General features: G+C 69.9%; 28 protein-coding genes. 3 read left to right on the top strand and 25 right to left on the bottom strand.

The genetic code is table 11. From position 1 onward, the window contains the following. The first annotated feature begins 115 nt into the window (after window positions 1-115). Window positions 116-1,063 carry a DUF389 domain-containing protein gene (locus tag ABTY20_RS05295; protein ID WP_351995633.1) on the top strand — a complete coding sequence of 316 codons (948 nt, stop codon included), beginning with the start codon at window positions 116-118 and terminating at the stop codon, window positions 1,061-1,063. Between the two features lie 219 nt (window positions 1,064-1,282). Here ABTY20_RS05295 and glmM read toward each other — a convergent pair whose 3' ends face one another. The 4 genes from glmM to ABTY20_RS05275 form a co-directional block, all read right to left on the bottom strand. Further along, window positions 1,283-2,641 (bottom strand): phosphoglucosamine mutase, encoded by a 1,359-nt coding sequence (gene glmM, locus ABTY20_RS05290; RefSeq protein ID WP_351995632.1) that lies wholly within the window; start codon window positions 2,639-2,641, stop codon window positions 1,283-1,285. Window positions 2,642-2,953: 312 nt separating this feature from the next. Next, window positions 2,954-3,466 (bottom strand): 30S ribosomal protein S9, encoded by a 513-nt coding sequence (gene rpsI / locus ABTY20_RS05285; RefSeq protein WP_004927169.1) that lies wholly within the window; start codon window positions 3,464-3,466, stop codon window positions 2,954-2,956. Between the two features lie 42 nt (window positions 3,467-3,508). Then, the gene (gene rplM, locus ABTY20_RS05280) at window positions 3,509-3,952 is read right to left on the bottom strand and encodes a 50S ribosomal protein L13 (RefSeq protein ID WP_004927173.1); all 444 of its coding nucleotides are present in this window, start codon (window positions 3,950-3,952) and stop codon (window positions 3,509-3,511) included. Window positions 3,953-4,185: 233 nt separating this feature from the next. Next, window positions 4,186-5,382, bottom strand: coding sequence for a glycosyltransferase family 87 protein (locus ABTY20_RS05275; RefSeq protein WP_351995631.1), 1,197 nt, complete (start codon window positions 5,380-5,382; stop codon window positions 4,186-4,188). A gap of 74 nt (window positions 5,383-5,456) precedes the next feature. On the opposite strand from ABTY20_RS05275, the gene ABTY20_RS05270 reads away from it, so the two are divergent. After that, window positions 5,457-6,344 (top strand): hypothetical protein, encoded by an 888-nt coding sequence (locus ABTY20_RS05270; protein ID WP_351995630.1) that lies wholly within the window; start codon window positions 5,457-5,459, stop codon window positions 6,342-6,344. A 22-nt stretch (window positions 6,345-6,366) separates the two neighbouring features. On the opposite strand, the gene ABTY20_RS05265 is transcribed toward ABTY20_RS05270, so the two are convergent. From ABTY20_RS05265 to ABTY20_RS05245, 5 genes are all read right to left on the bottom strand, one after another. Then, a complete protein-coding gene (locus ABTY20_RS05265) occupies window positions 6,367-7,455 on the bottom strand; it encodes a C40 family peptidase (protein ID WP_351995629.1) in 1,089 nt (362 codons plus the stop codon). Between the two features lie 47 nt (window positions 7,456-7,502). Next, complete coding sequence (locus ABTY20_RS05260; protein WP_184761006.1) at window positions 7,503-7,985, bottom strand: poly-gamma-glutamate biosynthesis protein PgsC/CapC; 483 nt, start codon at window positions 7,983-7,985, stop codon at window positions 7,503-7,505. 53 nt (window positions 7,986-8,038) lie between these two features. Next, the gene (gene pgsB / locus ABTY20_RS05255) at window positions 8,039-9,535 is read right to left on the bottom strand and encodes a poly-gamma-glutamate synthase PgsB (protein WP_351995628.1); all 1,497 of its coding nucleotides are present in this window, start codon (window positions 9,533-9,535) and stop codon (window positions 8,039-8,041) included. Between the two features lie 6 nt (window positions 9,536-9,541). Continuing rightward, complete coding sequence (locus ABTY20_RS05250) at window positions 9,542-11,791, bottom strand: HAMP domain-containing protein (protein WP_351995627.1); 2,250 nt, start codon at window positions 11,789-11,791, stop codon at window positions 9,542-9,544. Between the two features lie 208 nt (window positions 11,792-11,999). Continuing rightward, window positions 12,000-13,178, bottom strand: coding sequence for a CapA family protein (locus ABTY20_RS05245; protein WP_351995626.1), 1,179 nt, complete (start codon window positions 13,176-13,178; stop codon window positions 12,000-12,002). A 107-nt stretch (window positions 13,179-13,285) separates the two neighbouring features. On the opposite strand from ABTY20_RS05245, the gene ABTY20_RS05240 reads away from it, so the two are divergent. Then, entirely contained in the window at window positions 13,286-14,179 is an 894-nt protein-coding gene (locus tag ABTY20_RS05240; protein ID WP_502991748.1) for a hypothetical protein, read from the top strand. A gap of 15 nt (window positions 14,180-14,194) precedes the next feature. On the opposite strand, the gene truA is transcribed toward ABTY20_RS05240, so the two are convergent. The 16 genes from truA to rpsH all read right to left on the bottom strand — a co-directional run bounded on the left by truA (window position 14,195) and on the right by rpsH (window position 24,543). Then, complete coding sequence (gene truA / locus ABTY20_RS05235) at window positions 14,195-15,052, bottom strand: tRNA pseudouridine(38-40) synthase TruA (protein ID WP_351995624.1); 858 nt, start codon at window positions 15,050-15,052, stop codon at window positions 14,195-14,197. Window positions 15,053-15,211: 159 nt separating this feature from the next. Beyond that, window positions 15,212-15,730, bottom strand: coding sequence for a 50S ribosomal protein L17 (gene rplQ, locus ABTY20_RS05230; RefSeq protein ID WP_351995623.1), 519 nt, complete (start codon window positions 15,728-15,730; stop codon window positions 15,212-15,214). A 163-nt stretch (window positions 15,731-15,893) separates the two neighbouring features. Then, window positions 15,894-16,916, bottom strand: a complete 1,023-nt coding sequence (locus ABTY20_RS05225) for a DNA-directed RNA polymerase subunit alpha (RefSeq protein ID WP_003966937.1) — start codon at window positions 16,914-16,916, stop codon at window positions 15,894-15,896. 117 nt (window positions 16,917-17,033) lie between these two features. Next, complete coding sequence (gene rpsK / locus ABTY20_RS05220) at window positions 17,034-17,438, bottom strand: 30S ribosomal protein S11 (RefSeq protein ID WP_003956432.1); 405 nt, start codon at window positions 17,436-17,438, stop codon at window positions 17,034-17,036. A 64-nt stretch (window positions 17,439-17,502) separates the two neighbouring features. Beyond that, window positions 17,503-17,883 (bottom strand): 30S ribosomal protein S13, encoded by a 381-nt coding sequence (rpsM, locus tag ABTY20_RS05215; protein WP_004984507.1) that lies wholly within the window; start codon window positions 17,881-17,883, stop codon window positions 17,503-17,505. 192 nt (window positions 17,884-18,075) lie between these two features. After that, window positions 18,076-18,189, bottom strand: a complete 114-nt coding sequence (gene rpmJ, locus ABTY20_RS05210) for a 50S ribosomal protein L36 (RefSeq protein WP_003998809.1) — start codon at window positions 18,187-18,189, stop codon at window positions 18,076-18,078. 59 nt (window positions 18,190-18,248) lie between these two features. After that, a complete protein-coding gene (gene infA / locus ABTY20_RS05205; RefSeq protein ID WP_003948620.1) occupies window positions 18,249-18,470 on the bottom strand; it encodes a translation initiation factor IF-1 in 222 nt (73 codons plus the stop codon). Window positions 18,471-18,622: 152 nt separating this feature from the next. After that, window positions 18,623-19,459, bottom strand: a complete 837-nt coding sequence (map, locus tag ABTY20_RS05200) for a type I methionyl aminopeptidase (RefSeq protein WP_351995622.1) — start codon at window positions 19,457-19,459, stop codon at window positions 18,623-18,625. Between the two features lie 235 nt (window positions 19,460-19,694). Next, window positions 19,695-20,348, bottom strand: a complete 654-nt coding sequence (locus tag ABTY20_RS05195) for an adenylate kinase (protein ID WP_351995621.1) — start codon at window positions 20,346-20,348, stop codon at window positions 19,695-19,697. Next, complete coding sequence (gene secY, locus ABTY20_RS05190; RefSeq protein ID WP_351995620.1) at window positions 20,348-21,661, bottom strand: preprotein translocase subunit SecY; 1,314 nt, start codon at window positions 21,659-21,661, stop codon at window positions 20,348-20,350. The genes ABTY20_RS05195 and secY overlap by 1 nt, the downstream gene beginning before the upstream one ends. A 242-nt stretch (window positions 21,662-21,903) precedes the next feature. Then, window positions 21,904-22,359, bottom strand: coding sequence for a 50S ribosomal protein L15 (gene rplO / locus ABTY20_RS05185; RefSeq protein ID WP_014674382.1), 456 nt, complete (start codon window positions 22,357-22,359; stop codon window positions 21,904-21,906). A 2-nt stretch (window positions 22,360-22,361) separates the two neighbouring features. Continuing rightward, window positions 22,362-22,544: a 50S ribosomal protein L30 gene (gene rpmD / locus ABTY20_RS05180; RefSeq protein WP_003974250.1), complete on the bottom strand. Its 183-nt coding sequence runs from the start codon at window positions 22,542-22,544 to the stop codon at window positions 22,362-22,364. A gap of 2 nt (window positions 22,545-22,546) precedes the next feature. Further along, window positions 22,547-23,152 carry a 30S ribosomal protein S5 gene (gene rpsE / locus ABTY20_RS05175; protein WP_351995619.1) on the bottom strand — a complete coding sequence of 202 codons (606 nt, stop codon included), beginning with the start codon at window positions 23,150-23,152 and terminating at the stop codon, window positions 22,547-22,549. Between the two features lie 41 nt (window positions 23,153-23,193). Further along, complete coding sequence (gene rplR / locus ABTY20_RS05170; protein WP_004927235.1) at window positions 23,194-23,577, bottom strand: 50S ribosomal protein L18; 384 nt, start codon at window positions 23,575-23,577, stop codon at window positions 23,194-23,196. A gap of 3 nt (window positions 23,578-23,580) precedes the next feature. Then, window positions 23,581-24,120 (bottom strand): 50S ribosomal protein L6, encoded by a 540-nt coding sequence (gene rplF / locus ABTY20_RS05165; RefSeq protein WP_033272455.1) that lies wholly within the window; start codon window positions 24,118-24,120, stop codon window positions 23,581-23,583. A 24-nt stretch (window positions 24,121-24,144) separates the two neighbouring features. Next, complete coding sequence (rpsH, locus tag ABTY20_RS05160) at window positions 24,145-24,543, bottom strand: 30S ribosomal protein S8 (RefSeq protein WP_033319644.1); 399 nt, start codon at window positions 24,541-24,543, stop codon at window positions 24,145-24,147. Window positions 24,544-24,728: the final 185 nt, after the last annotated feature.

Genomic DNA, 24,728 nt, shown 5'->3' with positions numbered 1-24,728 from the left:
GCTCACGTGCCCCGAACGGTACTGATCGCAGGTCTCCCGGTGATCACGGGACGACGGCGTTCGGGAAGCACCCGTCGGTCCCTCCCCCCGCGCCCCCGGCCACTACGCTGCCGCCATGCTGCACCTGCGTCTGATCACACCGGCCGAGAAGACCGACGCCGTGGTCCGCCTGATCGAGGGGACGGTCGGCACGACGCACCTGTGCGTGCTGCCGGGCGCGGCCCGCGATCCCGCGGGCGACATGGTGATGTGCGACGTGGCGCGGGAGGCGGGCGACGACCTGCTCGGCGGGCTGCAGCGGCTGGGGCTGGACACGAGCGGTTCCATCGCGGTGGAGAACATCGACCTGTCGCTGTCGAAGCGGGCCGAGGAGGCGGAGGAGGACGCGCCGGGCGAGGCCGCGGACGCGGTGCTGTGGGAGCACCTGACCGAGGCCACCCGGGAGGAGTCGACGCTCTCGGTCACCTATCTCGCGTTCCTCACGCTGGCCACGATGATCGCGGCCTGCGGCGTGGTGCTGGACAACGCGGTCCTGATCGTGGGCGCGATGGCGGTGGGCCCTGAGTTCGGGCCGCTGGCCGGCGTCTGCACCGCGGTCGTGCAGCGCCGGCCCCGTCTCGCGCTGCGCTCGGTGACCGCCCTGCTGGTGGGCTTCGCGGTGGCGATGACGGTGACGGTGGGGTTCAGCCTCTTCATGGACGCGGTGGGGCTGTTCACCGAGGAGCGGCTGGGGGGCGAGCGGCCGCAGACCGGCTTCGTGTACGCGCCCGACTGGTTCTCGTTCGTGGTGGCGGTCCTGGCGGGCGCGGCCGGCACGCTCTCGCTGACGTCCGCCAAGTCCGGCGCCCTGGTCGGCGTCGCCATCTCGGTGACGACGGTGCCGGCCGCCGCGAACGCCGCGGTGGCGCTGAGCTACGGCGACACGGTCCAGACGTGGGGCTCCACCGAACAGCTCCTGCTCAACCTGCTCGGCATCACCCTGGCGGGCACCGCCACCCTGCTGGTCCAGAAACGCTTCTGGGCCGGACAGCACCGGCGGCTGCGCAAGCGCGGTACGACCTGACCGGCGCGGCGCCCCAGTGGCCGCCCGGCGCGGATGGCGGACCGGGGGTGTGCACGCGGCCCGGCGCTCGCGGGGCGCCTCCCCCACCCCCGGCTCCGCTCGAACGGGAGGACCCCGCCGCCCACCCGTGCCGCCCGGGGGTGCCTCCCAGGCCCTCGGGGCACGGGGGGAGGCACGACTGCCCACGGCCCCGGGCGGGGCGGCGGCACCCTCGCCGGACTATCCCAGCGCCGACTTCACCACGTCCGCCAGCCGGCCCGCCACCGAGCGGGCCTGGTCGATGTCCGCGGCCTCGACCATGACGCGGACCAGCGGTTCCGTGCCCGAGGGACGGAGCAGCACGCGGCCCGTCTCCCCCAGCTCGCGCTCGGCCTCGCCGACGGCCGCGGCGAGCTCCGCGGAGGTCTTCACCCGGGTCTTGTCCACGTCCGGCACGTTGACGAGGATCTGCGGGAGGCGCTCCATCACCGAGGCCAGCTCCCGCAGCGTACGGCCGGTCTGGGCGACCCGCGCCGCGAGCAGCAGCCCGGTGAGCGTGCCGTCGCCGGTGGTCGCGTGGTCGAGGACGATGACGTGGCCGGACTGCTCGCCGCCGAGGGCGTAGCCCTTGTCCTTCATCTCCTCCAGCACGTACCGGTCGCCGACCGCGGTCTGCACGAACCGGATGCCCTCGCGCTCCATGGCCAGCTTGAAGCCGAGGTTGGACATCACCGTCGCGACGACGGTGTCGGACCGCAGCGCCGACCGCTCCCGCATCGCCAGCGCGAGCACGGCGAGGATCTGGTCGCCGTCGACCTCCGCACCGGTGTGGTCCACGGCCAGGCACCGGTCGGCGTCGCCGTCGTGGGCGATGCCCAGCGCGGCCCCGTGCTCGACGACCGCGGCCTTCAGCCGGTCGAGGTGGGTCGAGCCGCAGCCGTCGTTGATGTTGAGCCCGTCCGGTTCGGCGCCGATGGTGACGACCTCGGCCCCGGCCCGGGTGAACGCCTCCGGCGAGACCTTCGCGGCGGCGCCGTGCGCCTCGTCGAGGACGATCCTCAGACCGTCCAGCCGGTTCGGGAGGACGCCGACGAGGTGGGCGACGTAACGGTCGAGTCCCTCCTCGTAGTCGCGCACGCGGCCGACGCCGGAGCCGGTCGGACGGTCCCAGGGGGCGCCGGTGCGGTGCTCCTCGTACACGGACTCGATCCGGTCCTCCAGCTCGTCGGCGAGCTTGTGACCGCCGCGGGCGAAGAACTTGATGCCGTTGTCCGGCATGGCGTTGTGGCTCGCGGAGAGCATCACGCCGAGGTCGGCGCCGAGCGCCCCGGTGAGGTACGCCACCGCCGGCGTCGGCAGCACGCCGACCCGCAGGACGTCCACGCCCGCGCTGGCCAGGCCCGCGACGACGGCGGCCTCCAGGAACTCCCCGGACGCGCGTGGATCACGCCCGACCACGGCGGTGGGCCGGTGTCCTTCGAACGTACCCGCCTCGGCCAGTACGTGCGCGGCGGCGACGGACAGGCCGAGCGCCATCTCCGCCGTCAGGTCCAGGTTGGCGACACCGCGCACGCCGTCCGTGCCGAAGAGTCGTCCCACTTGTCCTCCTGAGGGTGCGTCAGTGTCGAAAGCCGTTCCCGGGGCCCGCCGGGGCCGCGCCGAGGCGTCGGACCCGTCCGTGCGGCCGGCGGTCGTGCCGCTGACAGAGTGTGCGATGTGTACGACGGTCGCGATGCGCATGCGGCCCCGCATCCGCGGACACGTGCCGAAGCGGCCATGTCCGACCATCCGATCACATTAGCCTTTGAGCGCCTTGTGCCGTTATACGCCCACAGCGATGAATAAACGAACGCCCCGGCAGCACTGTGGCGTGCCGCCGGGGCGTTCGGAGTACGCGCGAGCGCCGGTGATTTAGCGCTTGCTGTACTGCGGGGCCTTGCGGGCCTTCTTCAGACCGGCCTTCTTGCGCTCGACCGCACGGTCGTCGCGCTTGAGGAAGCCGGCCTTCTTCAGCGGGCCGCGGTTGTTGTCGACGTCCGCCTCGTTCAGCGCACGGGCGACACCGAGACGGAGCGCACCGGCCTGACCGGAGACACCGCCACCCGCGATGCGGGCGATGACGTCGTAACGGCCCTCGAGCTCGAGCACCTTGAAGGGCTCGTTGACTTCCTGCTGGTGCACCTTGTTCGGGAAGTAGTCCTCGAGGGTGCGACCGTTGATCTTCCACTTGCCGGTGCCCGGGACGATCCGGACGCGGGCGATGGCGTTCTTGCGACGGCCCAGGCCGGCGGCCGGCTGGGGCTCACCGAAGCGGGAGGCCATGGACTCCGAGGTGTACTCGCCCTCGACGGGCACCTCGGACTCGGTGGTGTAGCTGTCGATGTCAAGCTCTTCGAGCGGCTGCTCGGCAGTGGTCTCGGCCACGATTCTCCTCAGATTCTCTTCAGTCTTAGGGGGTGGCCGGACTTACTGCGCGACCTGGGTGATCTCGAACGGCACCGGCTGCTGGGCAGCGTGCGGGTGCTGGTCGCCCGAGTAGACCTTCAGCTTGGAGAGCATCTGACGGCCCAGGGTGTTCTTGGGGAGCATGCCCTTGACGGCCTTCTCGATGGCCTTCTCGGGGTTCTTGTCGAGCAGCTCGTCGTAACGGACGGAGCGCAGACCACCCGGGTAGCCGGAGTGGCGGTACGCCATCTTCTGGGTCCGCTTGTTGCCGGACAGGTGCACCTTGTCGGCGTTGATGATGATGACGAAGTCACCGGTGTCGACGTGGGGCGCGTAGATCGGCTTGTGCTTGCCGCGCAGGATGGAGGCCGCAGTGGAGGCCAGACGACCCAGGACCACGTCCTGAGCGTCGATGACGTGCCACTGGCGCGTCACATCGCCGGGCTTGGGGCTGTACGTACGCACGGTTCGTAGCCTTCGCTTCTTCAGTGAATGAGTCCTGACAAGGTCACCGAAGACGATCACGACAGCCCTGACCGCACAGCGGTGACGCAAACCGCGTGCTGGTCGCTGGTCATCGGCCCGGTGGACCGGTGTAAGGGCCCCTCACGTGAGAATGAGTAAGCCACTACACACAACGAAAATGCAGGATACCCATCCTCGGCCGGACGGGTCAAAACGAGCCCGCCCGGAATGGGCTACGCCGATTCTACGGCCGTGCGCCGCTCCCCCGACGCCCCACCCGGGCGGTCCGCCTCCCGCGTCCCCCGTACGCAGTGGTGGGCGACCGTCGCCGCCAGCGCGCACAGCGTGAAGGAGTCGCGGAAGGCCCGGCGCCGGTCCGCCTCCAGCCACGGCCAGGTCACCCCCGGCAGCTGCGGCACCAGGGCGAGCCAGAACCAGGGCCGCCGCGCCACCGCGCCGGCGTACGGCAGACCGGCGAGCAGCAGCGGCAGGACGACCAGGAGGTAGTGGTTGTAGGAGGGGCGGGACACCAGGAACGCCGAGAGCATCAGCCCCGCGGACGTCTCCGCCAGCCGCAGCTCCGCCGGACCCGGACCGCGCCAGCGCCGGTACGCGCACACCACTCCCGCGGCGGCCGCGAACAGCGCGAGCGGCGCGGCCACGGCCACGGGCACGCCGAGCCGGGGCAGCACGGCCGCCGGCGAGGCCTCGTAGAGCCGTACGAAGGCGTCGTCGCCGCTCAGCAGGAAGGGCAGGGTGCGGGTGAGGAAGCCCGCGGGGTCGGGCAGGAACAGCGCCGCCACCGCCGAGGCGACCGCCGGGACCAGCACCAGCACCGCCAGCGCCCGCCACCGGCGCGCGAAGAGGAACAGCAGCGCCATCGGCGCGAGCAGCGGCTTCAGCGCCACGGCCACCCCGATGACGGCGCCCGCCGCGACCCACCGGCCCCGGCTCGCCAGCAGCAGGCACAGCGGCAGCGCCAGCGCGGCCGTCACCGTCCAGTTCCCCAGCCGCACCAGCTGCCCGAACGGCGCGAAGCCCGCCGCGAGGCCCAGCAGCCCGAGGACGGCGAGCCTGCTGCGCAGCGGCACCCGGTGCAGCCGCAGGGCGCAGGCCCAGCCCAGCGCGAGGGCCAGGACCACCGCCACCGGCACGGCCACACCGAGCACGGACCGCGGCAGCAGCGCCTGCGGGGCGGCGGCCAGGACCGCGCTGGGGAAATAGAGGAAGTGCCGGTCGTCGTAGGGCGAGCCGCCGTCCAGCCAGGTCCGCGCGGCGTCCACGACGATCCCGTTGTCCATGCCCCCGTCCGAGGTCACCCGCACCGTGTGCGCCGTCAGCGCCCCCAGCACGGCCACGAGTCCGGCCCACGACCGGCCGCCCGCAGGTCGCACCAACCACCCGGAGATGTCGCTTTTGCCGGTCGCCATGCGGGCAACGCTAGGGCCTGCCCGGCCCGTTGGGACGGACCAGCACACCCCTTGCCCCGTCTAAGATGCGCCCCATGAGCTTTGGGCAGGGGGGACCTCCGCAGCAGTGGGATCCCTGGAAACCGAATTCCCAGCAGCCGTGGAACAGCGGCGACGGCGGCCAGTCACCCGACTGGGCCGCGCTCGCCGACGCGTCCGAAGCCCGCGCCAAGCGGCGCCGGCTGCTGTTCATCGGCGGCGGCGCGCTCGCCACCATCGCGATAGGCACGGCCGTGGCGGTCGCCGTCGTCTCGGCCAACGGCGGCGACGAGGCCTCGCCGGGCACCGCCTCCCAGCTGCCCGGGGGCTCCGACGTCGCCCTGCCGAGCCCCACGGGCACGGTCCCGTCGTTCGCCCCGACGAGCGCCCCGCCGCCGCTGGACCCGAAGGACTTCATCGCCAGCGCGAAGAAGGACAAGGCCCCGCTGAGCCCCGACATCCTCTTCCCCGGCACCCAGCTGACCATGGGCGCGACGGTGTACAAGAAGGGCCCGACGGCGGACACCGAGGACTGCGCCTCGGCCGCGAAGTCCACGCTCCCGAAGGTCCTGAACGACAACGGCTGCACCCGTCTGATCCGGGTCACCTACACCAAGGACGACATGGCGGTGACGGTCGGCGTGGCCGTCTTCGACACCGAGGCCCGGGCGACCAGGGCCAAGCAGCAGGCCGACAAGAAGAGCATCGTCAAGTCGCTGTCGGGCGGCGGCGTCAAGGACTTCTGCGCCGGCGCGGTCTGCCGCTCCACCACCAACTCCTACGGCCGCTACGCCTACTTCACCCTCACCGGCTTCACCGCCGGCAAGGACGTGACGACCAAGGACACAGCCGTCTTCACCACCGGCGACGACCTGCAGGAGTTCACGTTCCGTCAGATCCGCCGCAGGGGCGTGGCCCAGGCGTCGGCGGCGGCGAACGAGTAGCGCCGCCGCCGGGCGGGGCGCGTCACAGCCGCTTGGCGCTGCGGAGCGTCTTGGCGTAGTAGCCGTTGCCGTCCAGGCGGGAGACGCCGCCGATGTCGCCGATGGTCGGGCCGTTGACCTCCTCCCGGCTGGAGACGAAGATCAGGTGGCCCTCGGTGTCGTAGCCGAGCACCATGCCCACGTGGTCCAGCCGGTCCTTGGTGCGCGCGTCGAGCTTGAAGAAGACGAGGTCGCCGGGCTGGAGCTGATCGATATTGGACGGCCGGTCGTCCGGTGACACCCCGGCCAGCGGGAGCACGTCGACGCCCTCCTCGGAGCGGGCCATGCCGTTCGCGGTGCGGGGCAGGCCGTCGCCGGTGCCCGTGTCCGAGGACATCAGCGGGTAGCGGGCGCGGTAGCCGAGCACCATGCGGATGAAGCCGGAGCAGTCCAGGGACTTGGCGCGCATGGCCTCCGGGGTGCCGAACGTGCCGTCCCGGAAGGGGTACTGGACGCCGAGGTAGTCGTAGAAGTCGGACTGCTCCAGGCGCAGGTCGCCGCCCTCGGCGCCGGTGGTGTTCAGTGGTCCGAAGTTCGCGTCACCGGCGTAGACGACGCCCTGTTCGTCCTTCTTCTGCGGGGCGCCCGCCACGTACTGGAAGGCGAAGGCGAACAGGTCGTCCTCCTTGCTGTCCCGGTACTCGGCGTACCACTCCTCGAACCACTTCTCCTTCTCGGCGCCCTTCTTCCAGGCTTCGGGCATGAGCCGGACCCAGTCCGTGGTGGAGACCTTGGAGGAGGTCGAGGTCGGCTCCTCGAAGGTGCGCGCCGGTCCGGTCAGCGTGGCGGTGCGCGCCCCGTCGGTGAAGACGGCCTGGATCTTGCCGCTCCCGTCGCGCAGCACGGAGCGCGCGGGGTTCTCCAGCCGGGACCAGCGCGCCTCACCCCGGTCCTTCGAGGTGCCGCCGGATCCGCCGCCCCCGTCCAGGACGCCGACGTTCCTGACCTCCGTGACGCCCGGCTCCTCCTGCTTGCGCAGTTCCAGGGTCAGGTAGCCGGAGGTCGCGACGAGCACCAGCACCACGAGGCCCGAAACGACCGGCCGCGACTTCTTCTTCGCTTTCCCTGCCACCGTTCACTCCTCGGTTGTCATTCGGTTCTCAACGGTCTCGGTGCTTCTCAGACGGTGGGCATGACGCCGAGCAGCAGGCCGGCGGCGACGACGATGTAGGCCATGAGGGAGACGGTGCCCGTGGCCAGCAGAGTGGCGCCCTTGGGCTGACGCACCATCTGGTAGGCGACCAGGCCGGGCACGATGAAGCCGAGGGTCTGGTTGCCGTACAGGAGCGGGAACTCGATCGAGAGCACGATCATCACCGTGGCCTGGAGCAGCACGCCCAGCAGCACCACCGCGGCGAACAGCCGCTTGCCGTAGAGGATCACCAGCCGCTGCATGATCTTGGTGCCCGCGTAGGTCAGCGCGGTGACGCCCACCATCATGGCCGCGCGCTGGAGGTCCTCGATGAGGGTCAGCGCGATCCATCCCGGCGTGATCATGCCACCGGGGGACAGATTGGTGGTGAGGTAGCACAGCAGCGAGAAGAACAGGCCTATGGCGATGCCCAGGGCGGCCATCTCGGGGGTCAGTGCGGCGGTGGTCAACGGGGTCTCCGGGCGGGTGAACGGGGCGGGCGAGGCGGGCGGCTCGCGTGGGGTCAGTGGCGCGGATACGGTCCGTCGCCCTCCGCGGTCGGATACCGGTTTCCGTCGTGGGGCCCGTCCGGATCGGCGAAGAACGGGTCGTCGTAGTACGGATAGGGCTCCGGCAGGGGGTCGTACTGCTGCTCCTGTCCGTACGGCGCGTACGGGCCGTTCGGCTGGGCCGGGAGGCGGACGACCGGGATCTCCTGGGTCTGCGTCGCCTGGTAGCGCTCCTCGTACGCCGTCGGGTAGGACGCGAACGGGTCGAGGCGCGGCGCCTGGGCCGGAGCCGCGGCGGCCGGGCCCGGTGCCGGGACGCCGGTGTCGCTGTCGTCGGCCGGGAGCTCGGCCAGGTACTCCAGGAGTTCCTCACCCTGGCCGTGGATGTTGCCGATGGCGACCAAGGAGGAGCCGTCGGACATGCGGCCGAGCAGGGCAGGCATGAACTCGTCGGCGGACCGCCGCTCGCCGCCCAGGTCGACCGCCCGGTCGCGCCACTCGGCGGGGATGGCGTCGATGGCGCTCTTGGACGGGTGTCCGATGACGAAGACGTTGTCCGGCTGCAGGTCGGGGATGATCTCGCCCATCTGCCCGTTGCGCTCCACACGGTCCGGACGGCAGTTGATCACGACGTTGAGCGGGCGGCGGATCGCCCCGAGGTCGAGCAGCTGGTTGATGTTCATCAGCGTCGACTCGGGGTCGTTGGCGGCGAAGACGTTGGCGAAGGCGAGCCTCTTGCCGTCGGGGGCCACGTAGCGCTCCACGGAGAGCACGCCGGGGTCCGGCGGGGCGTCGTACATGCCCTGGAGGGCGACCTCACGCTCCACTCCCAGCAGCTCGGCGACGACCAGGGCGATCGCCACGTTCTCCTTGAAGGTGAACCAGCTGAAGCCGCGCAGCTCCTCGTCGGTGACCATCTCGGGGTCGGCGTAGACCAGCTCGCAGTTACGCGCGTCCGCCTCCTCCTGAAGAATGTGGAAGCGCTCCTTCTCCGCGGTGACGCAGATGCCGTTCTCGGGCATCGAGCGGCACAGCGAGCGGGCCACGTCGTCCAGGGTGGGGCCCATCTCGGCGAGGTGGTCCTCGCGGACGTTGCACAGCACGCCGATCGTGGAGCGGATCAGCTTGCTCTGGTTGACCTCCTGGAGGGCCGGCATGACCGCCATGCACTCGATGACGAGGGCGTCGGGGCGGTAGGTGGCGGCCCGGCGGACGATGCCGATCTGCTCGACGACGTTGGCGATGCCGAACTTGCGGTAGACCGGCTCCTCGGTGGCGTCGGGGTGGATGAAGCGCGCGGCCGTTCCGGTCGTCTTGGCCACCGTGACCAGGTCACCGCCGCGCAGCGCGCCCGCACACAGCCGGGTGATGGAGGACTTGCCGCGGATGCCGTTGACCAGCACGCGCGACGGGATGGAGTGCAGGGCGGCGTAGTGCCGCCGCTGTTCCACGATGCCCGCGACGAGCAGGAAGAGGCTGCCGACCAGCAGGACGAAGTAGAGGTAGAGCACGGCGGGTCACCTTCCTCCGGAGCCGAGCCGGGGCCCGGCGGACCGGCGTGCCTGGTTCTGTCGGCGGGCCTGCAGCTGCTGGCGGATCAGCTCGAGGCTGCGGACGACGGCCCCGACCTCGTCCTGGTAGCGGGGGAAGTGCACGGTCTTGAGGTCTCCGTCAGCGAGTTTCTCGGCACTGGTGGCCAGGTCCCGCAGCGGCCGCGCGACCACCAGGTACACCCAGCCCAGGCAGACCACGATCGCGGCGAGACCGAGCAGTCCGGCGAGGACGCTGCGGTCCTCGCGCTCGTAGGCGGCGATCTGGAAGTGCTTGGCGTTCTGCCAGCTGACCACGGTCCAGCCGAGGTCGGACGCGACGCCGCCACCGGAGAAGGGGGCCGCGGCGGCGACGGTGACGTCGCCGCCCCCGCGGAGGAGCAGACCGTTCTCGACGGGTCCGGCGCCGACCGGCACGTTGCCGGCCCGCACCAGGTCGGGCAGGGCGTCGTTCGGCAGGTCCTCGAAGGCCAGGAAGCCGTCGCTGGCGGCGAGGGTGTCGGCGTCGGCGTTCACGATCCGGACCTCTCCGAGACCGGGCCGCTTCAGCAGCGAGTTCAGGAACTCCACGCGCACCTCGCCGACGAGCGTGGTCCCCTTGTCCCCGGGCACCGGCGCGCCGGTCTGGATCACGGGCTTCTTGCCGCCCTTGCCGGAGACCCGGACCAGGGGCAGGTCCTTGTCGTCGCTCCAGTCGTGCGGGCCGCCGCCGGCCCGGGCGACGACCTCGCCGGCGTCGTCCACGACGTACAGCGCCTGGTAGCGGGTGTGCTCGCGCAGGGCGTCCTCCAGCAGATCGCCGGTGGCGTCGGGGTCGTCGGCGTCGATCAGGCGGGAGGTGGAGACCAGGTCGGCCTGGGCCTCGTTCAGTGCCCTGCGGACCCGGTCGGCGACCAGGTCGGTACGGTCGCGCTGGTCGTTGACCATGGTGGCGGGCACGCTGACCGAGTCGTCGGTGCGGTTCAGCAGCAGACCGACGGGCACGCACCACAGCAGCAGCAGAACGGCGGTCACCGCGAGCGGCACCCGTACGCCGAGGCGGACCCCGCCGCGCCCTGCGCCGGGCCCCTCGCCGTCGCCGGAGCCGTTGAGCTGAATCCGCAGGCGTTCCAGGGCGTCTCCGATCCGGGCGGCCTCTCCCCAGCGGGGCACCGAGACGGGCCGGGTCAGGTCGCCCCGGGCGAGCCGGCGGGACTCCAGGAACAGCCGCAGCAGCGGCCGCTGCACGGCCGCCCACAGCACGGCCGCGGCCAGCAGACCGACCGCGATCAAGGCGCCGGCCGCGATCAGTCCGTACAGTTCCCGGCCGGTGTCGGCGGCGCCCTGCTGCTGGACCACGGGGAGCATGGCCACGACGGTGAGGCCGAGGCCGGCGGCGACGCTGTCCTTCTCCTCCGGGTCGGAGGAGGCGAGCGAGGCGTATCCGGCGGTGGCGATCCGTCCGTTGTAGTCGTCGCCCAGCAGGGCCCCGCTGACACCGGGGTAGCCGCGGGAGCCGGGCTCCTTGGCGCTGACCGGGTGTTCCTCGGTGCGGGCGGCGGCCTGGTCGGAGAGCCGGGACATCTGCTTCTGCAAGAAGGTGAGTTCGTCGCGCTCCTGGTCGGAGTTGAGGGCCTCGGACTGCTCGAAGCCTTCGGTGGCGAGGACCTCGCCGTCCCGGGCCACGACCGCCATGCTGCGGAACGGCCCCAGGTTGATGGCGGGCACGGACAGACTGTTGGAGGCGATCAGCAGCTGCTGCGGCCGGTCCTCGCGGTCGAGGACGGCCATCGTCATCAGCCGGACGTCCCCCGTCTCCAGCCGCACCATGCGTGGGGTGAGCGCGTGCTCGCCGGTGAGGACGTCCTTGTCGAGCCAGGCGAGAGGAATCCTTTCACCGCGCGCGGCGAGCACATCCCCGCTCTCGAGGTCCAGCACCGTGGTGCCGGTCCACTTCTGATAGGTCTTCCCCAGGTCGGACAGGATGTCCTCCGGCTCGACCCGCTTCCCCTTGTTCAGCGCTTCGGCGGTGCGCTGGAGGTCCGTGACCCGCTCGTCGATCGAGGCGCGCAGCGCGATGGCGCCGTCCTCCGCGAAGTGTTGCTGCGAGGTCTGCACGGCCTGGGGGACCACGGGATCGCCGCCCGGACCGAGCACCTTCGCCGTCAGGCCGGCCAGGGCCACGATCAGCAGGCACAGCACGGCGATCGGGGGACGGATGCCGCCCAGGAGCGGCATGTCCGCACGCCTGCGGCTGCGTCGCCGCCTCGTCCTCTCGGAGTTCGCGGCACGACTCGGTGTCACCGGTTTTCTTCCTTGGTCGCTGCGGGATACCCAGCGTCCGCTGGACGCACCGCTCGCGCGGTCGTGCGACGCCGTCACTCAAAAGACTGATAAACGATGAAAAGGTTGCACTTCGAATGCGAGGGGGTACCTGTGGTTCTCGTCACTTCTCCAGGGACAGTGGCTTCAGGCCATCGCCCCCCGGAGCACCGCGATTGAAGAGGAACCCTCGGGTACGGTCCGCCGCGAGCCGGTAGCGGGCGAGTCGCTCCTCGGAGAGGTCTCCCGGCTCGTCCAGCACGCTCTGCACGTCCACCAACCGGTGGTCCTCGACCGCGCCGTCGGGCAGCTCCTCACCGGGCTCCACCTCCGGCGGGATGTCCACCAGCGTGGTGCGGTAGCGGGCGGTGACGTCCCAACCGTCGGTCGCTTCCCGGAATTCGAACCAGCCGATCGCCCCTTCCTCGGTCAGCCCGGTCGGGGAGGAGTGACGCGCCACCTGGTTGCCGAGGCTGTAGGCGATCCACGTGCCGTTGACCTTCTGGATCGGCTGGACCACGTGAGCGTGATGTCCGATCACCAGGTCGATCCCGGTCTCCTCGGTGATCCGCCGGGCCAGGTCCAGCTGGGGCACACTCGGCTCGTTGTAGTGCTCCAGGCCCCAGTGGATCGAGAGGATCACCACCTCGGCCCCTTCCTTGCGGGCCCGGCTCTCGGCCTTCTTGATCTCCCCCGTGCTGCTCCGGTTGAGGGCCCAGCGCTTGTTCTCGGGCGCGGGGTTGAGGAAGGACTCCCACGAGTACGAGAGGTGCGCGACCTTGACGCCGTTGACGTCACGGATGTTGATCTTCTCGGCCTCCTCGGCGGTCCGCGCCGAGCCGGTGTGCCCGAGGCCCACCTCGTCCATGGTGTCCAGGGTGTTCCGTACGCCCTTCATGCCGTGGTCGTAGGTGTGGTTCGAGGCGGTGGAGCAGGTGTCGTACCCCACGCCCTTGATCGCCTTCAGGACCTGCGGGGGTACCAGGAATTCCGGATATCCCTCGAAGGGGCCCTCGGGCTTCCCGACGGGTGTCTCCATGTGGCAGATCGCCAGGTCGGCCTTGCTGATGACCGGCTTCACCCCGGCGAGCAGCGGACCGAAGTCCAGCCCCGCCTCGCCCTCGCCGGTCTCCTCGGCATCCTTGGCCGCCTGCTCGACCAGCTCGGGATGGATGAGGATGTCCCCCGCGGCGGCCACGGTGAACGAGCGGCCACCCGCCTTCGCCCCCGGCTCCACGGTCGCGGAGCCGCACGCGGTGGCGAGGGACGCGACGGCCACCAGGACCGCTACGGCACGACCCATACGGAGAGACTTACGGAATGTCACCGAAACATGTTCACACGCCCCACACAGGCGCCTCCGGCTTTACCGTCACAAGACAGTCACACTTCCTGTGCTTTCTTGGTCTGATCGGTTTGCTCCTGGCACTCACGTCCTGCCAGAAATCCTCCGAGTCCTCTGCGAAGGATTCCGATCCGAGCACCCGGGAACTGGCCGATCTGCGCGGTCGTGTCCTGTCGTACACGGAGGAACTGGTCCCGGACGGCCCCTACACGCCGCCCGACGAGGGGCAGCGCGCCCGGCTCGCCCGGGGCGTCGGGCGTCTGCTGGAGGGCGACGCGCGTGGGGCGGAGCGACTGCTCGCCCCGATCGGCCTCGGTGTCACCCGGCTCACCGACACCGAGTCCGGCCGCCGCTACGACGAGGTCGCGGCCACCGGCCCGGGCGAGAGCGCACGATGGGGCCGGCTGTACGTGAACGCGGACTCCCGCCTCCGCTGGAGCGCCCAGGTGCCGCACCCCGTCTCCGACCGGGACACCGAGGCACTCGGCGTCCGGCTGCTGGAGGACACCCCCGGCGGGGCCCTGGTCCTGGCCGGCGCCCACCGCCGGGCCGGGCGGGGCGATGCCGCCGATGTCGCCCACCGCGAGGACAGCGCCTTCCACACCATCGTCGTGGAGCTGCAGAAGCGTGACGTGCCCGGCGTTCAGCTGCACGGCTTCGCCGAGTCCACCACGGACCGCTACGACGCCGTCCTGTCCACCGGCGCCGCGGAGAGCGCGCCCGAGGAGGTCACCGCCCTCGCCGACCGCATGGAGTCGGACGGACTGCGGGTCTGCCGGGGCTGGTCGGCGCGCTGCCCCCTGGAGGGCACGACGAACGTCCAGGGCCGGGCGGCCCAGCGGCAGCACGCGACCTTCGTCCACCTGGAGCTCGCCCCCGGCGCCCGGGGTGACGGTCGTGACGCCGACGGGGCGGCGACCGCCGTGGCCGGCCTGCTCGCCGCCTGGGCCGACGACTGAGCCGCCCACGCCGGATCAGCAGCAGCGGGCCGTCGGCAGGGTCCGCCTGTTGCGGGCCTCCCTGCTGCGGGCGGCGAGGAGGTCGTCGGCCGGGTAGCCGACCTCCTCCAGGGTCAGGCCGTGCGGGCGCACCACGTGGACGGCCGAGTCCCGCACGCCCGCCGCCAGCACCTCGCCCGGCCAGTCGGGCGGGCGGTGGCCGTCGCCGACGAACAGCAGCGCGCCGATCAGCGAGCGGACCATGTTGTGGCAGAAGGCGTCGGCCCGGACGGTCGCCGTGACGATCCCGTCCTCGCCGCGCACCAGGCTCAGCTCCTGGAGCGTGCGGATGGTCGTCGCGCCCTCGCGCCGCTTGCAGTAGGCGGCGAAGTCGTGCTCCCCCAGCAGCCCGCGGGCCGCCTCGTTCATGGCGTCCACGTCGAGCGGCCAGTCGTGCCACAGCACGTGGCCGCGCAGCAGCGGGTCCACCCCGCCGGGGTTGTCGGTGACCCGGTAGGCGTAGCGCCGCCAGATCGCGGAGAACCGGGCGTCGAACCCGGCGGGCGCCTCCCTGAGCGCCCACACCCGCACGTCCCTCGGCAGTCGTCCGGCGAGCCGCTTGAGCAGCTTCGTGTGGTGCTCGGCCCACACCTCCCGCTCCAGGTCGACGTGCGCGACCTGACCGCGCGCGTGCACACCGGCGTCGGTCCGCCCGGCCACCGTCAGCTCGTACGTCGTCGCGCCGGACCGCGTCACGGTCCGCAGCGCGTCCTCGATCTCCCCCTGCACGGTCCGCCGGCCCCCGGCCTGCTTGGCCCACCCGGAGAAATCGGTCCCGTCATAGGAAAGGTCCAACCGGACCCGCACGAACCCTGGCTGCACTTCGTCACTCACGTACAGATCCTCTCAGACACACGAAAGCGGGCCCGTCCCTGGAAGGAACGGGCCCGCAACGCGCCCCTCAGGGGCGCGGGGCCGTACGGACACGCGGCTCCGCCGCGCGGGCGCGACCGGCCACGACGGCGCCGCGGACGAACGGCCCCGGCAGAACGCCTACGCGTCCTTCGACTCCTCGGCGGCCTCGTCGGCCTTGGCCTCGGTGGTCTCCTCGGCCTTGGTCTCCTCGGCCTTGGCCTCGGTGTCCTTGGCCTCGGCGTCCTTGGCGGCGCGCTTGGTCGCGGCCTCGGCCTCGCCGGTGGCCTGCTGCTGCACCGTCAGCGCCTCGACCAGCTCGATGACGGCCATGGGCGCGTTGTCGCCACGGCGGTTACCGATCTTGGTGATGCGGGTGTAGCCACCGGGACGGTTCTCGTACCGCGGGCCGATCTCGGTGAAGAGCGTGTGGACGATGCTCTTGTCCGTGATCACCTGGAGCACCTGGCGGCGGTTGTGAAGGTCGCCCTTCTTCGCCTTGGTGACCAGACGCTCGGCGTACGGACGCAGCTTGCGCGCCTTCGCCTCGGTGGTGGTGATGCGGCCGTGCTCGAACAGCGCCTTCGCGAGGTTCGCGAGGAGCAGCTTCTCGTGCGCGGCGCTGCCGCCCATACGGGCACCCTTGGTGGGCCTCGGCATGGTGTTTCTCCTAGGTGTCTGCCCCGGCCGTATCAGGTACCGGGGTCAGTATCCGAGCAGACGGTTGTCTGTCGGAGACCCCGCGCCCCTGCAGGGGCGCGGGGAACTGCGCGACCAGCCACGGCGGGCCCGCAGCCAGGTACGGACGACGAGTCCCGAGCTCTCAGTACTGCTCGGTCTCGACGAAGCCCGCGTCCGCGTCGTCGTCCGCGCCGAAGGCGTCCGCGGCGGCGGTCGGGTCGAATCCGGGCGGGCTGTCCTTCAGGGCCAGGCCCATGCCGGCCAGCTTCGCCTTGACCTCGTCGATCGACTTCGCGCCGAAGTTGCGGATGTCGAGCAGGTCCGCCTCGGAGCGGGCGACGAGCTCACCCACGGAGTGGATGCCCTCGCGCTTGAGGCAGTTGTACGACCGGACGGTGAGCTCCAGCTCCTCGATCGGCAGCGCCAGGTCGGCGGCGAGCGCGGCGTCCGTCGGCGACGGGCCCATGTCGATGCCCTCGGCGTCGATGTTGAGCTCGCGGGCCAGACCGAACAGCTCGACCAGGGTCTTGCCGGCGGAGGCCATGGCGTCACGGGGACGCATCGCCTGCTTGGTCTCGACGTCGACGATCAGCTTGTCGAAGTCGGTGCGCTGCTCGACACGGGTCGCCTCGACCTTGTAGGTGACCTTGAGGACCGGCGAGTAGATCGAGTCGACCGGGATGCGCCCGATCTCCTGACCGACCTGCTTGTTCTGCACGGCGGAGACGTAGCCGCGACCGCGCTCGACGGTCAGCTCCATCTCCAGCTTGCCCTTGCCGTTGAGCGTGGCGAGGACGAGGTCGGGGTTGTGCACCTCGACACCGGCCGGCGGCGCGATGTCGGCGGCGGTGACCAGACCCGGACCCTGCTTGCGCAGGTACATCACGACCGGCTCGTCGTGCTCGGAGGAGACGACCAGCTGCTTGATGTTGAGGATCAGGTCGGTGACGTCCTCCTTGACGCCCGGCACGGTGGTGAACTCGTGCAGGACGCCGTCGATGCGGATGCTGGTGACAGCGGCTCCGGGGATCGACGAGAGGAGCGTGCGGCGCAGGGAGTTGCCGAGGGTGTAGCCGAAGCCCGGCTCCAGCGGCTCGATGACGAACCGGGAGCGGAACTCGTCGACGACCTCTTCGGTCAACGAGGGACGCTGAGCGATCAGCATGGAGTGAATCCTTCAGTCAGGGGCGCCCGCTATTTGACGCCCGACTCTGTACTGCAAGGGTACGGGCGGTACGACCCGGAAGAGCCGTACCGCCCGGAAATCCCTGACGAAGCGAGGTCAGACGCGACGGCGCTTCGGCGGACGGCAGCCGTTGTGCGGGGTCGGGGTGACGTCCTGGATGGAGCCGACCTCGAGGCCCGTGGCCTGCAGGGAGCGGATGGCGGTCTCACGACCGGAACCCGGGCCCTTGACGAACACGTCGACCTTGCGCATGCCGTGCTCCTGGGCGCGGCGGGCGGCCGACTCGGCGGCCATCTGCGCGGCGAACGGCGTGGACTTCCGGGAGCCCTTGAAGCCGACGTGGCCGGCGGAGGCCCAGGAGATCACGTTGCCGGACGGGTCCGTGATCGACACGATCGTGTTGTTGAACGTGCTCTTGATGTGCGCGTGGCCGTGAGCGACGTTCTTCTTTTCCTTGCGGCGCACCTTCTTGGCAGCGCCCTGACGACCCTTGGGGGGCATCTATAACTCCTACGGGAGGTGGTCGGTCCTGCAGCAAGACCGCTGGATGAGCGTCCGCTGAGGACTACTTCTTGCCCGGCTTCTTCTTGCCGGCGATGGCGCGACGCGGGCCCTTGCGGGTACGCGCGTTGGTGCTGGTGCGCTGACCGCGGACGGGCAGACCGCGACGGTGACGCAGACCCTGGTAGGTGCCGATCTCGACCTTGCGGCGGATGTCGGCCTGGATCTCGCGACGGAGGTCACCCTCGGTCTTGATGTTGTTGTCGACGTACTCGCGGATCGCGACGAGCTGCTCCTCGGAGAGGTCGCGGACGCGGGTGTTCGGGTCGACGCCGGTGGCGGCCAGCGTCTGCTGCGAAAGGGTCCGGCCGATGCCGAACACGTAGGTGAGGGCGATCTCCACGCGCTTTTCGCGCGGGATGTCAACACCGGAAACGCGTGCCATTCAATGGCTCCAGTTGATTGTCGGAGGTCTTCCACAGGACCGGATCCCAGCCCGCCGTACCAGGTACGGACCGGGTCCCCGGCCTCCGAGCCGGGGGTGTCGAGCCGTGCGGCTCGGGTCCTGCGTATGAACGTGTACTGCTCGCGTCGCGCGAATTTCTGCGGAAGTCGCAGAGGGTGGATCGTGCTGCGGTCAGCCCTGGCGCTGCTTGTGGCGCGGGTTCTCGCAGATGACCATGACCCGACCGTGACGGCGGATCACCCTGCACTTGTCGCAGATCTTCTTGACGCTCGGCTTGACCTTCATGGGTGTGAGGTTCTCCGGGTCAGTGCCATCACCCCGGCGGGCCGGGGAGCGGGCAAGATCTACTTGTACCGGTAGACGATCCGGCCACGCGTCAGGTCGTACGGAGAAAGCTCCACCACGACCCGGTCGTCAGGGAGGATGCGGATGTAGTGCATGCGCATCTTGCCGCTGATGTGTGCCAGGACCTGGTGGCCGTTCTGGAGCTCGACCTTGAACATGGCGTTCGGCAGAGACTCGACGACAGTGCCCTCGATCTCGATGGCACCTTGCTTCTTGGCCACGCTTCGCCCTTCGAATCGACTACCTTGATCGACTCTGGCGTGCACCGCGTGGAACACATGCAGACATGCGGGTGCACAAGAGCCGACGAGTCAGTCTACGTCAGCGCACCCGGAAACACGAATCGGGGAAGTCTGCCCCATGAAGCCGATCCTTAACCGAGCGGATCCGGAGCCGCCGTGACGCCCATCTCCGCGAGCTTCGCCTTGCCGCCGTCGGGGGCGGTCAGGACCAGGGGGCCCTGCTCGGTGAGGGCGACCGAGTGCTCCCAGTGGGAGGACCAGGTGCCGTCGGTGGTGACGACCGTCCACTCGTCGGAGAGGACCTTCGTCTTCGGGGTGCCCAGGGAGACCATCGGCTCGATGGCGAGGCAGAAGCCCGGGACCAGCTTGGGGCCCTTGCCCCGCTTGCGCTCGACGTAGTTCAGCAGGTGCGGGTCCATGTGCATCTCGGTGCCGATGCCGTGGCCGCCGTAGTCCTCGACGATCCCGTACTTGCCGCCCCCCGGCTTGGGCTGGCGGCGGATGTACGTCTCGACGGCCCGGGAGATGTCGACGAGCCGGTTGCCCTGCTTCATGGCCGCGATGCCGGCCCACATCGACTCCTCGGTCACCCGGGAGAGCTCGATCAGCTCCGGGGAGTGGCCGGAGCCGACGAACGCGGTGTAGGCGGCGTCGCCGTGCCAGCCGTCGACGATCGCGCCGCAGTCGATGGAGATGATGTCGCCGTCCTTGAGGACGACGTCGTCGGAGGGGATGCCGTGCACGACGACCTCGTTCACCGAGGTGCAGATCGTCGCGGGGAAGCCGCCGTAGCCGAGGAAGTTCGGCTTGGCGCCGTGCTCCGCGAGCACCTTGCGGGCGACCTGGTCCAGGTCCTTCGTCGTGGCACCGGGCACGGCGGCCTCGCGGGTGGCCGCGTGGATGGCGGCGACGACCAGCCCCGCCTCGCGCATCTTGGCGATCTGCTCGGGGCTCTTGATCTGCACCATGGGGACGACGGCCTTTCCGGGACCAGGGGAAGTGCGGACGCTTCCAACGATACGGGGCCGCGGCGCCGCGCCCGCGGGCGGCCGTGCCTCCCGGCGCCTCCACGGCGCCCCTCCGGGGCCCGGGGCGCCCCGGGGCGACGGGACGCACCCCCTCCGGGGAGGGAGGCACCCCGCCCCCGTCAAGCCGCAGCCGCGGCCCCCGGCGAGGGGACCGCGGCTGCACGCGCCCGTACGACTACTCCCCGCGCTTCAGCGCCTCCAGCGCCCGCCCGGTGACCTCGTCGACCGCCCCCATCGCGGAGATGGTGACGACCAGGCCCTGCGCCTTGTAGTAGTCGATGATCGGCTCGGTCTGCGTGTGGTAGACCTCCAGCCGCGTCCGCACGGTCTCCTCGGAGTCGTCGTCCCGCTGGTACAGCTCACCGCCGCAGACGTCGCACACGCCCTCCTGCTTCGGCGGGCTGTACGTCACGTGGAAGACGTGCGCGGACTTGTTACGGCAGGTCCGCCGTCCGGCGATCCGCCTGACGACCTCGTCCTCGGGGGCCTCCAGGTCGAGTACCGCGTCCAGCTTGACGCCCTCGCTCTGCAGCAGCTCGTCCAGCGCCCCGGCCTGCGACACGTTGCGCGGGAAGCCGTCGAGCAGGAAACCGCCCTCGGCGTCGGGCTGCTCCATGCGGTCCTTGGCCATGGCGATGGTGACCTCGTCGGGAACGAGGTTGCCCGCGTCCATGTAGGACTTCGCGAGCTTCCCGAGCTCGGTCTGCCGGCTGATGTTGGCGCGGAACAGGTCGCCCGTGGAGATGTGCGGGATGCGCAGTTTCTCGGCAAGGCGGGTGGCCTGCGTACCCTTACCGGCACCCGGCGGCCCGACGAGGACGATTCGCATCAGCGGAGGAACCCTTCGTAATTGCGCTGCTGGAGCTGGCTCTCGATCTGCTTCACGGTCTCGAGACCGACACCCACGATGATCAGGATGCTGGTCCCGCCGAACGGGAAGTTCTGGTTCGCCCCGAAACCAACCAACGCCATCGTCGGCACGAGAGAGATCAGACCCAAGTACAGCGAACCCGGCCAAGTGATCCGGTTGAGCACGAAGCTGAGGTACTCAGCGGTCGGTCGGCCAGCCCGGATGCCCGGGATGAAGCCACCATACTTCTTCATGTTGTCCGCGACTTCCTCGGGGTTGAAGGAGATCGCCACGTAGAAGAACGCGAAGAACACGATGAGCAAGAAGTACAGCGTCACGTAATACGGGTGGTCACCGCTGACCAGGTGAGCCTCGATCCAGGTCTTCCACCCGGAGGTCCCGCTGGAGAACTGCGCGATCAGGGCCGGGATGTACAGCAGCGACGAGGCGAAGATGACGGGGATCACGCCCGCCTGGTTCACCTTCAGCGGGATGTAGGTCGACGTGCCGCCGTAGGAGCGGCGGCCGATCATGCGCTTCGCGTACTGCACGGGGATCCGGCGCTGGGCCTGCTCGACGAAGACGACCAGGCCGACCATGACGAACCCGACGAGCATGACGGTGCCGAACTCGATCCAGCCGTCCGCCAGGCTGCCCTGCTCCTTGATGGCCCACAGGGCGGAGGGGAAGGTCGCGGCGATCGAGATGAACATCAGGATCGACATGCCGTTGCCGATGCCGCGGTCGGTGATGAGCTCACCGAGCCACATGACGGTGGCCGTACCGGCGGTCATGGTGATGACCATGGTGATGGTCACGAAGATCGACTGGTCCGGGACGATCTGGCTCGCGACCGGGCAGCCCTGGAACAGGGCACCGCTGCGGGCGGTGGCCACCAGGCCCGTGCCCTGCAGGATGGCCAGCGCCACCGTCAGGTAACGGGTGTACTGCGTGATCTTCGCCGTACCGGCCTGGCCCTCCTTCTTGAGGGCTTCCAGGCGCGGGATCACCACGGTCAGCAGCTGCAGGATGATGCTCGCCGTGATGTACGGCATGATGCCCAGCGCGAAGACCGTGATCTGGAGCAGCGCGCCGCCGCTGAACATGTTGACGAGACCGAACAGACCCTGGTTCGCCTCAGCGGCGTCGATACAGGTCTGGACGTTGCGGTAGTCGACACCCGGGATGGGGATGTGCGTACCGAGCCGGTACACCACGATGATGCCGAGCGTGAAGAGCAGCTTCTTGCGCAGGTCGGGCGTCTTGAACGCCCGGGCGAACGCGGTGAGCACGGTGCCTCCTGCGACCCCCCGCGCAACTGCGTCAAGGGTGACGGTCTTGAGATTCCGACTAAGGACGAATACGTAACGGTCAACTGCCGCCCTGAGTGCCCCACTGGGGCGCCCGAGGTCGGCGGGCAGCCAGGCCACCTTACCGGCGACACCACCGCCCTAGGAACGACCAACCGGGGATACCCCATTTGTGGGGTATCCCCGGTCGGGATCGCTCTACGTCATCGAGACACCTGAACGGGTCAGACGAGCTCGGTGACGGTACCGCCGGCGGCGGTGATCTTCTCCTTGGCGGAGCCGGAGACGGCGTCGACCGTCACCTGCAGCGCCACGGAGATCTCGCCCTGGCCGAGGACCTTGACGAGGCTGTTCTTGCGCACGGCACCCTTGGCCACGAGACCCTCGACGGTGACCTCGCCACCCTCGGGGTAGAGCGCGGCCAGCTTGTCGAGGTTCACGACCTGGTACTCGGTCTTGAACGGGTTCTTGAAGCCCTTCAGCTTCGGGAGGCGCATGTGGAGCGGCATCTGGCCACCCTCGAAGCGCTCCGGAACCTGGTAACGGGCCTTGGTGCCCTTGGTACCACGACCGGCCGTCTTACCCTTCGACGCCTCACCACGACCGACACGGGTCTTGGCGGTCTTGGCGCCCGGGGCGGGACGGAGGTTGTGGATCTTGAGCGGGTTCTGCTCCGCCATGATCAGTCGACCTCCTCGACCGTCACGAGGTGGCGGACGGTGTGCACCATGCCGCGGAACTCGGGGCGGTCCTCCTTGACGACCTGCGTGTTGATGCCCTTGAGACCAAGGGAGCGCAGGGTGTCACGGTGGTTCTGCTTGCTGCCGATGTAGGACTTGACCTGCGTGATCTTGAGCTGCGCCATGATCACACACCCGCCCCGGCACGCGCACGGAGAAGAGCCGCGGGGGCGACGTCCTCGAGCGGCAGACCGCGGCGGGCCGCGATCTCCTCGGGACGCTGCAGGCCCTTGAGTGCCTCCACGGTCGCGTGCACGATGTTGATCTGGTTGTCGGAGCCGAGCGACTTCGACAGCACGTCGTGGATGCCGGCGCACTCGAGCACGGCGCGCACCGGACCACCGGCGATCACACCGGTACCGGGCGACGCGGGCTTGAGCAGCACGACGCCGGCAGCCTTCTCACCCTGGATGGGGTGCGGGATGGTGCCCTGGATGCGGGGAACCTTGAAGAAGTGCTTCTTGGCCTCCTCAACGCCCTTGGCGATGGCGGCCGGCACCTCCTTGGCCTTGCCGTATCCGACACCCACGGTGCCGTCACCGTCGCCCACCACGACCAGCGCGGTGAAGCTGAAGCGACGACCACCCTTCACAACCTTGGCGACGCGGTTGATCGCGACGACGCGCTCAACGTACGCGGTCTTCTCGGCGGCAGCTGCGCCGCCGTCACGGCCCTTCCGGTCCCGCCGCTCGCCGCCACCGGCACCGCCACCGCGGCGCTGGGGTCCAGCCATTGGAATTACCTCTCTCTGTTTCCGCTAGCTACGGAACCGGCTCAGAACTTCAGTCCGGCTTCGCGGGCGGCGTCCGCCAGGGCGGCGATGCGCCCGGCGTACTGGTTGCCACCACGGTCGAACACGACGGCCTCGACACCGGCGGCCTTGGCGCGCTCGGCGACCAGGGCGCCGACCTGCTTGGCCTGCGCGGACTTGTCGCCCTCGCCACCGCGGACGGAGGCGTCCAGGGTGGACGCCGACGCCAGGGTGTGGCCCTTCAGGTCGTCGATCACCTGCGCCACGATGTGGCGGTTGGAACGAGTCACGACCAGGCGAGGACGCTCGGCGGTGCCGGCGACCTTCTTGCGGATCCGGATGTGGCGGCGCTTGATAGCGGCACGCTTGTAGGCGTCGCCCTTGAGGATCTTCTGCCCGTATGCCATGGCTTACTTACCCGCCTTTCCGACCTTGCGGCGGATGACTTCGCCCTCGTACTTGACGCCCTTGGCCTTGTACGGGTCGGGCTTGCGCAGCTTGCGGATGTTGGCCGCAACCTCGCCGACCTTCTGCTTGTCGATGCCCTCGACCGAGAAACGGGTCGGGGCCTCGACCTTGAAGGTGATGCCCTCGGGCGCCTCGACCGTGATCGGGTGGCTGTAACCGAGGGAGAACTCCAGGTTCGAACCCTTGGCGACAACGCGGTAACCGACACCGCTGATCTCGAGCTTCTTCACGTAACCCTGGGTCACGCCGGTGATCATGTTCGCCACCAGCGTGCGGGACAGGCCGTGCAGGGCCTTGTTCTGACGCTCGTCGTTGGGGCGGGTGACGTTCAGAACGCCGTCCTCACCCTTGGCGATCTCGATCGGCGCCACGACGGTGTGGGTCAGCGTGCCCTTGGGGCCCTTGACCGATACCGTACGGCCGTCGATGGTGACGTCCACGCCGGCGGGAACCGCGATGGGGAGCTTGCCGATGCGCGACATAGCTGTTTCCTCCGTTCCCTTCCGCTACCAGACGTAGGCGAGGACTTCCCCACCCACGCCCTTCTTGCCGGCCTGCTTGTCGGTGAGGAGCCCGTGCGACGTGGAGATGATCGCCACGCCGAGGCCGCCCAGCACCTTCGGCAGGTTGGTGGACTTCGCGTACACCCGGAGACCGGGCTTGGAGATCCGCTTGATGCCCGCGATGGAGCGCTCACGGTTCGGGCCGAACTTCAGCTCGAGGACGAGGTTCTTGCCGACCTCGGCGTCCTCGGTCTTCCAGCCCGTGATGAAGCCCTCCTGCTGGAGGATCTCCGCGATGTGCGACTTGATCTTCGAGTGCGGCATCGCCACGGTGTCGTGGTACGCCGAGTTCGCGTTCCGCAGACGCGTGAGCATGTCTGCGATCGGATCAGTCATGGTCATGAATTGGCCTTCGGCCTCTCTCGCCGGGGTTTCCTGGTGCGCCATCCCTCTCCCCGATCCGAGACGGGACGGGTGCGGCGCGGTGGACCTACGGCGTAGTAAGCAAATATGAGCGGGCACTGCCCGCAGGCGTCTGGGCACGGCAGGCGCCCAACCCCGCAAGCCTAAGCCATGCGGAGCGGGCC

Source organism: Streptomyces sp. NPDC126497 (assembly GCF_040302425.1).
Classification (GTDB): Bacteria; Actinomycetota; Actinomycetes; order Streptomycetales; family Streptomycetaceae; genus Streptomyces.
The sequence above is the reverse complement of the archived record's forward strand: the minus strand, read 5'-3'. Positions and strand labels throughout refer to the sequence as shown.

Bases quoted from the DNA above. Each gene is read 5' to 3' on its own strand.
- ABTY20_RS05295 (WP_351995633.1), top strand. From the start codon at position 116: ATGCTGCACCTGCGTCTGATCACACCGGCCGAGAAGACCGACGCCGTG.
- ABTY20_RS05275 (WP_351995631.1), bottom strand. From the start codon at position 5,382: ATGGCGACCGGCAAAAGCGACATCTCCGGGTGGTTGGTGCGACCTGCG.
- ABTY20_RS05270 (WP_351995630.1), top strand. From the start codon at position 5,457: ATGAGCTTTGGGCAGGGGGGACCTCCGCAGCAGTGGGATCCCTGGAAA.
- ABTY20_RS05250 (WP_351995627.1), bottom strand. From the start codon at position 11,791: ATGCCGCTCCTGGGCGGCATCCGTCCCCCGATCGCCGTGCTGTGCCTG.
- ABTY20_RS05245 (WP_351995626.1), bottom strand. From the start codon at position 13,178: ATGGGTCGTGCCGTAGCGGTCCTGGTGGCCGTCGCGTCCCTCGCCACC.
- rplQ (WP_351995623.1), bottom strand. From the start codon at position 15,730: ATGCCGAGGCCCACCAAGGGTGCCCGTATGGGCGGCAGCGCCGCGCAC.
- ABTY20_RS05225 (WP_003966937.1), bottom strand. From the start codon at position 16,916: ATGCTGATCGCTCAGCGTCCCTCGTTGACCGAAGAGGTCGTCGACGAG.
- rpsK (WP_003956432.1), bottom strand. From the start codon at position 17,438: ATGCCCCCCAAGGGTCGTCAGGGCGCTGCCAAGAAGGTGCGCCGCAAG.
- rpsM (WP_004984507.1), bottom strand. From the start codon at position 17,883: ATGGCACGCGTTTCCGGTGTTGACATCCCGCGCGAAAAGCGCGTGGAG.
- rpmJ (WP_003998809.1), bottom strand. From the start codon at position 18,189: ATGAAGGTCAAGCCGAGCGTCAAGAAGATCTGCGACAAGTGCAGGGTG.
- map (WP_351995622.1), bottom strand. From the start codon at position 19,459: ATGGTGCAGATCAAGAGCCCCGAGCAGATCGCCAAGATGCGCGAGGCG.
- ABTY20_RS05195 (WP_351995621.1), bottom strand. From the start codon at position 20,348: ATGCGAATCGTCCTCGTCGGGCCGCCGGGTGCCGGTAAGGGTACGCAG.
- rplO (WP_014674382.1), bottom strand. From the start codon at position 22,359: ATGGCGGAGCAGAACCCGCTCAAGATCCACAACCTCCGTCCCGCCCCG.
- rpmD (WP_003974250.1), bottom strand. From the start codon at position 22,544: ATGGCGCAGCTCAAGATCACGCAGGTCAAGTCCTACATCGGCAGCAAG.
- rpsE (WP_351995619.1), bottom strand. From the start codon at position 23,152: ATGGCTGGACCCCAGCGCCGCGGTGGCGGTGCCGGTGGCGGCGAGCGG.
- rplR (WP_004927235.1), bottom strand. From the start codon at position 23,577: ATGGCATACGGGCAGAAGATCCTCAAGGGCGACGCCTACAAGCGTGCC.
- rplF (WP_033272455.1), bottom strand. From the start codon at position 24,120: ATGTCGCGCATCGGCAAGCTCCCCATCGCGGTTCCCGCCGGCGTGGAC.
- rpsH (WP_033319644.1), bottom strand. From the start codon at position 24,543: ATGACCATGACTGATCCGATCGCAGACATGCTCACGCGTCTGCGGAAC.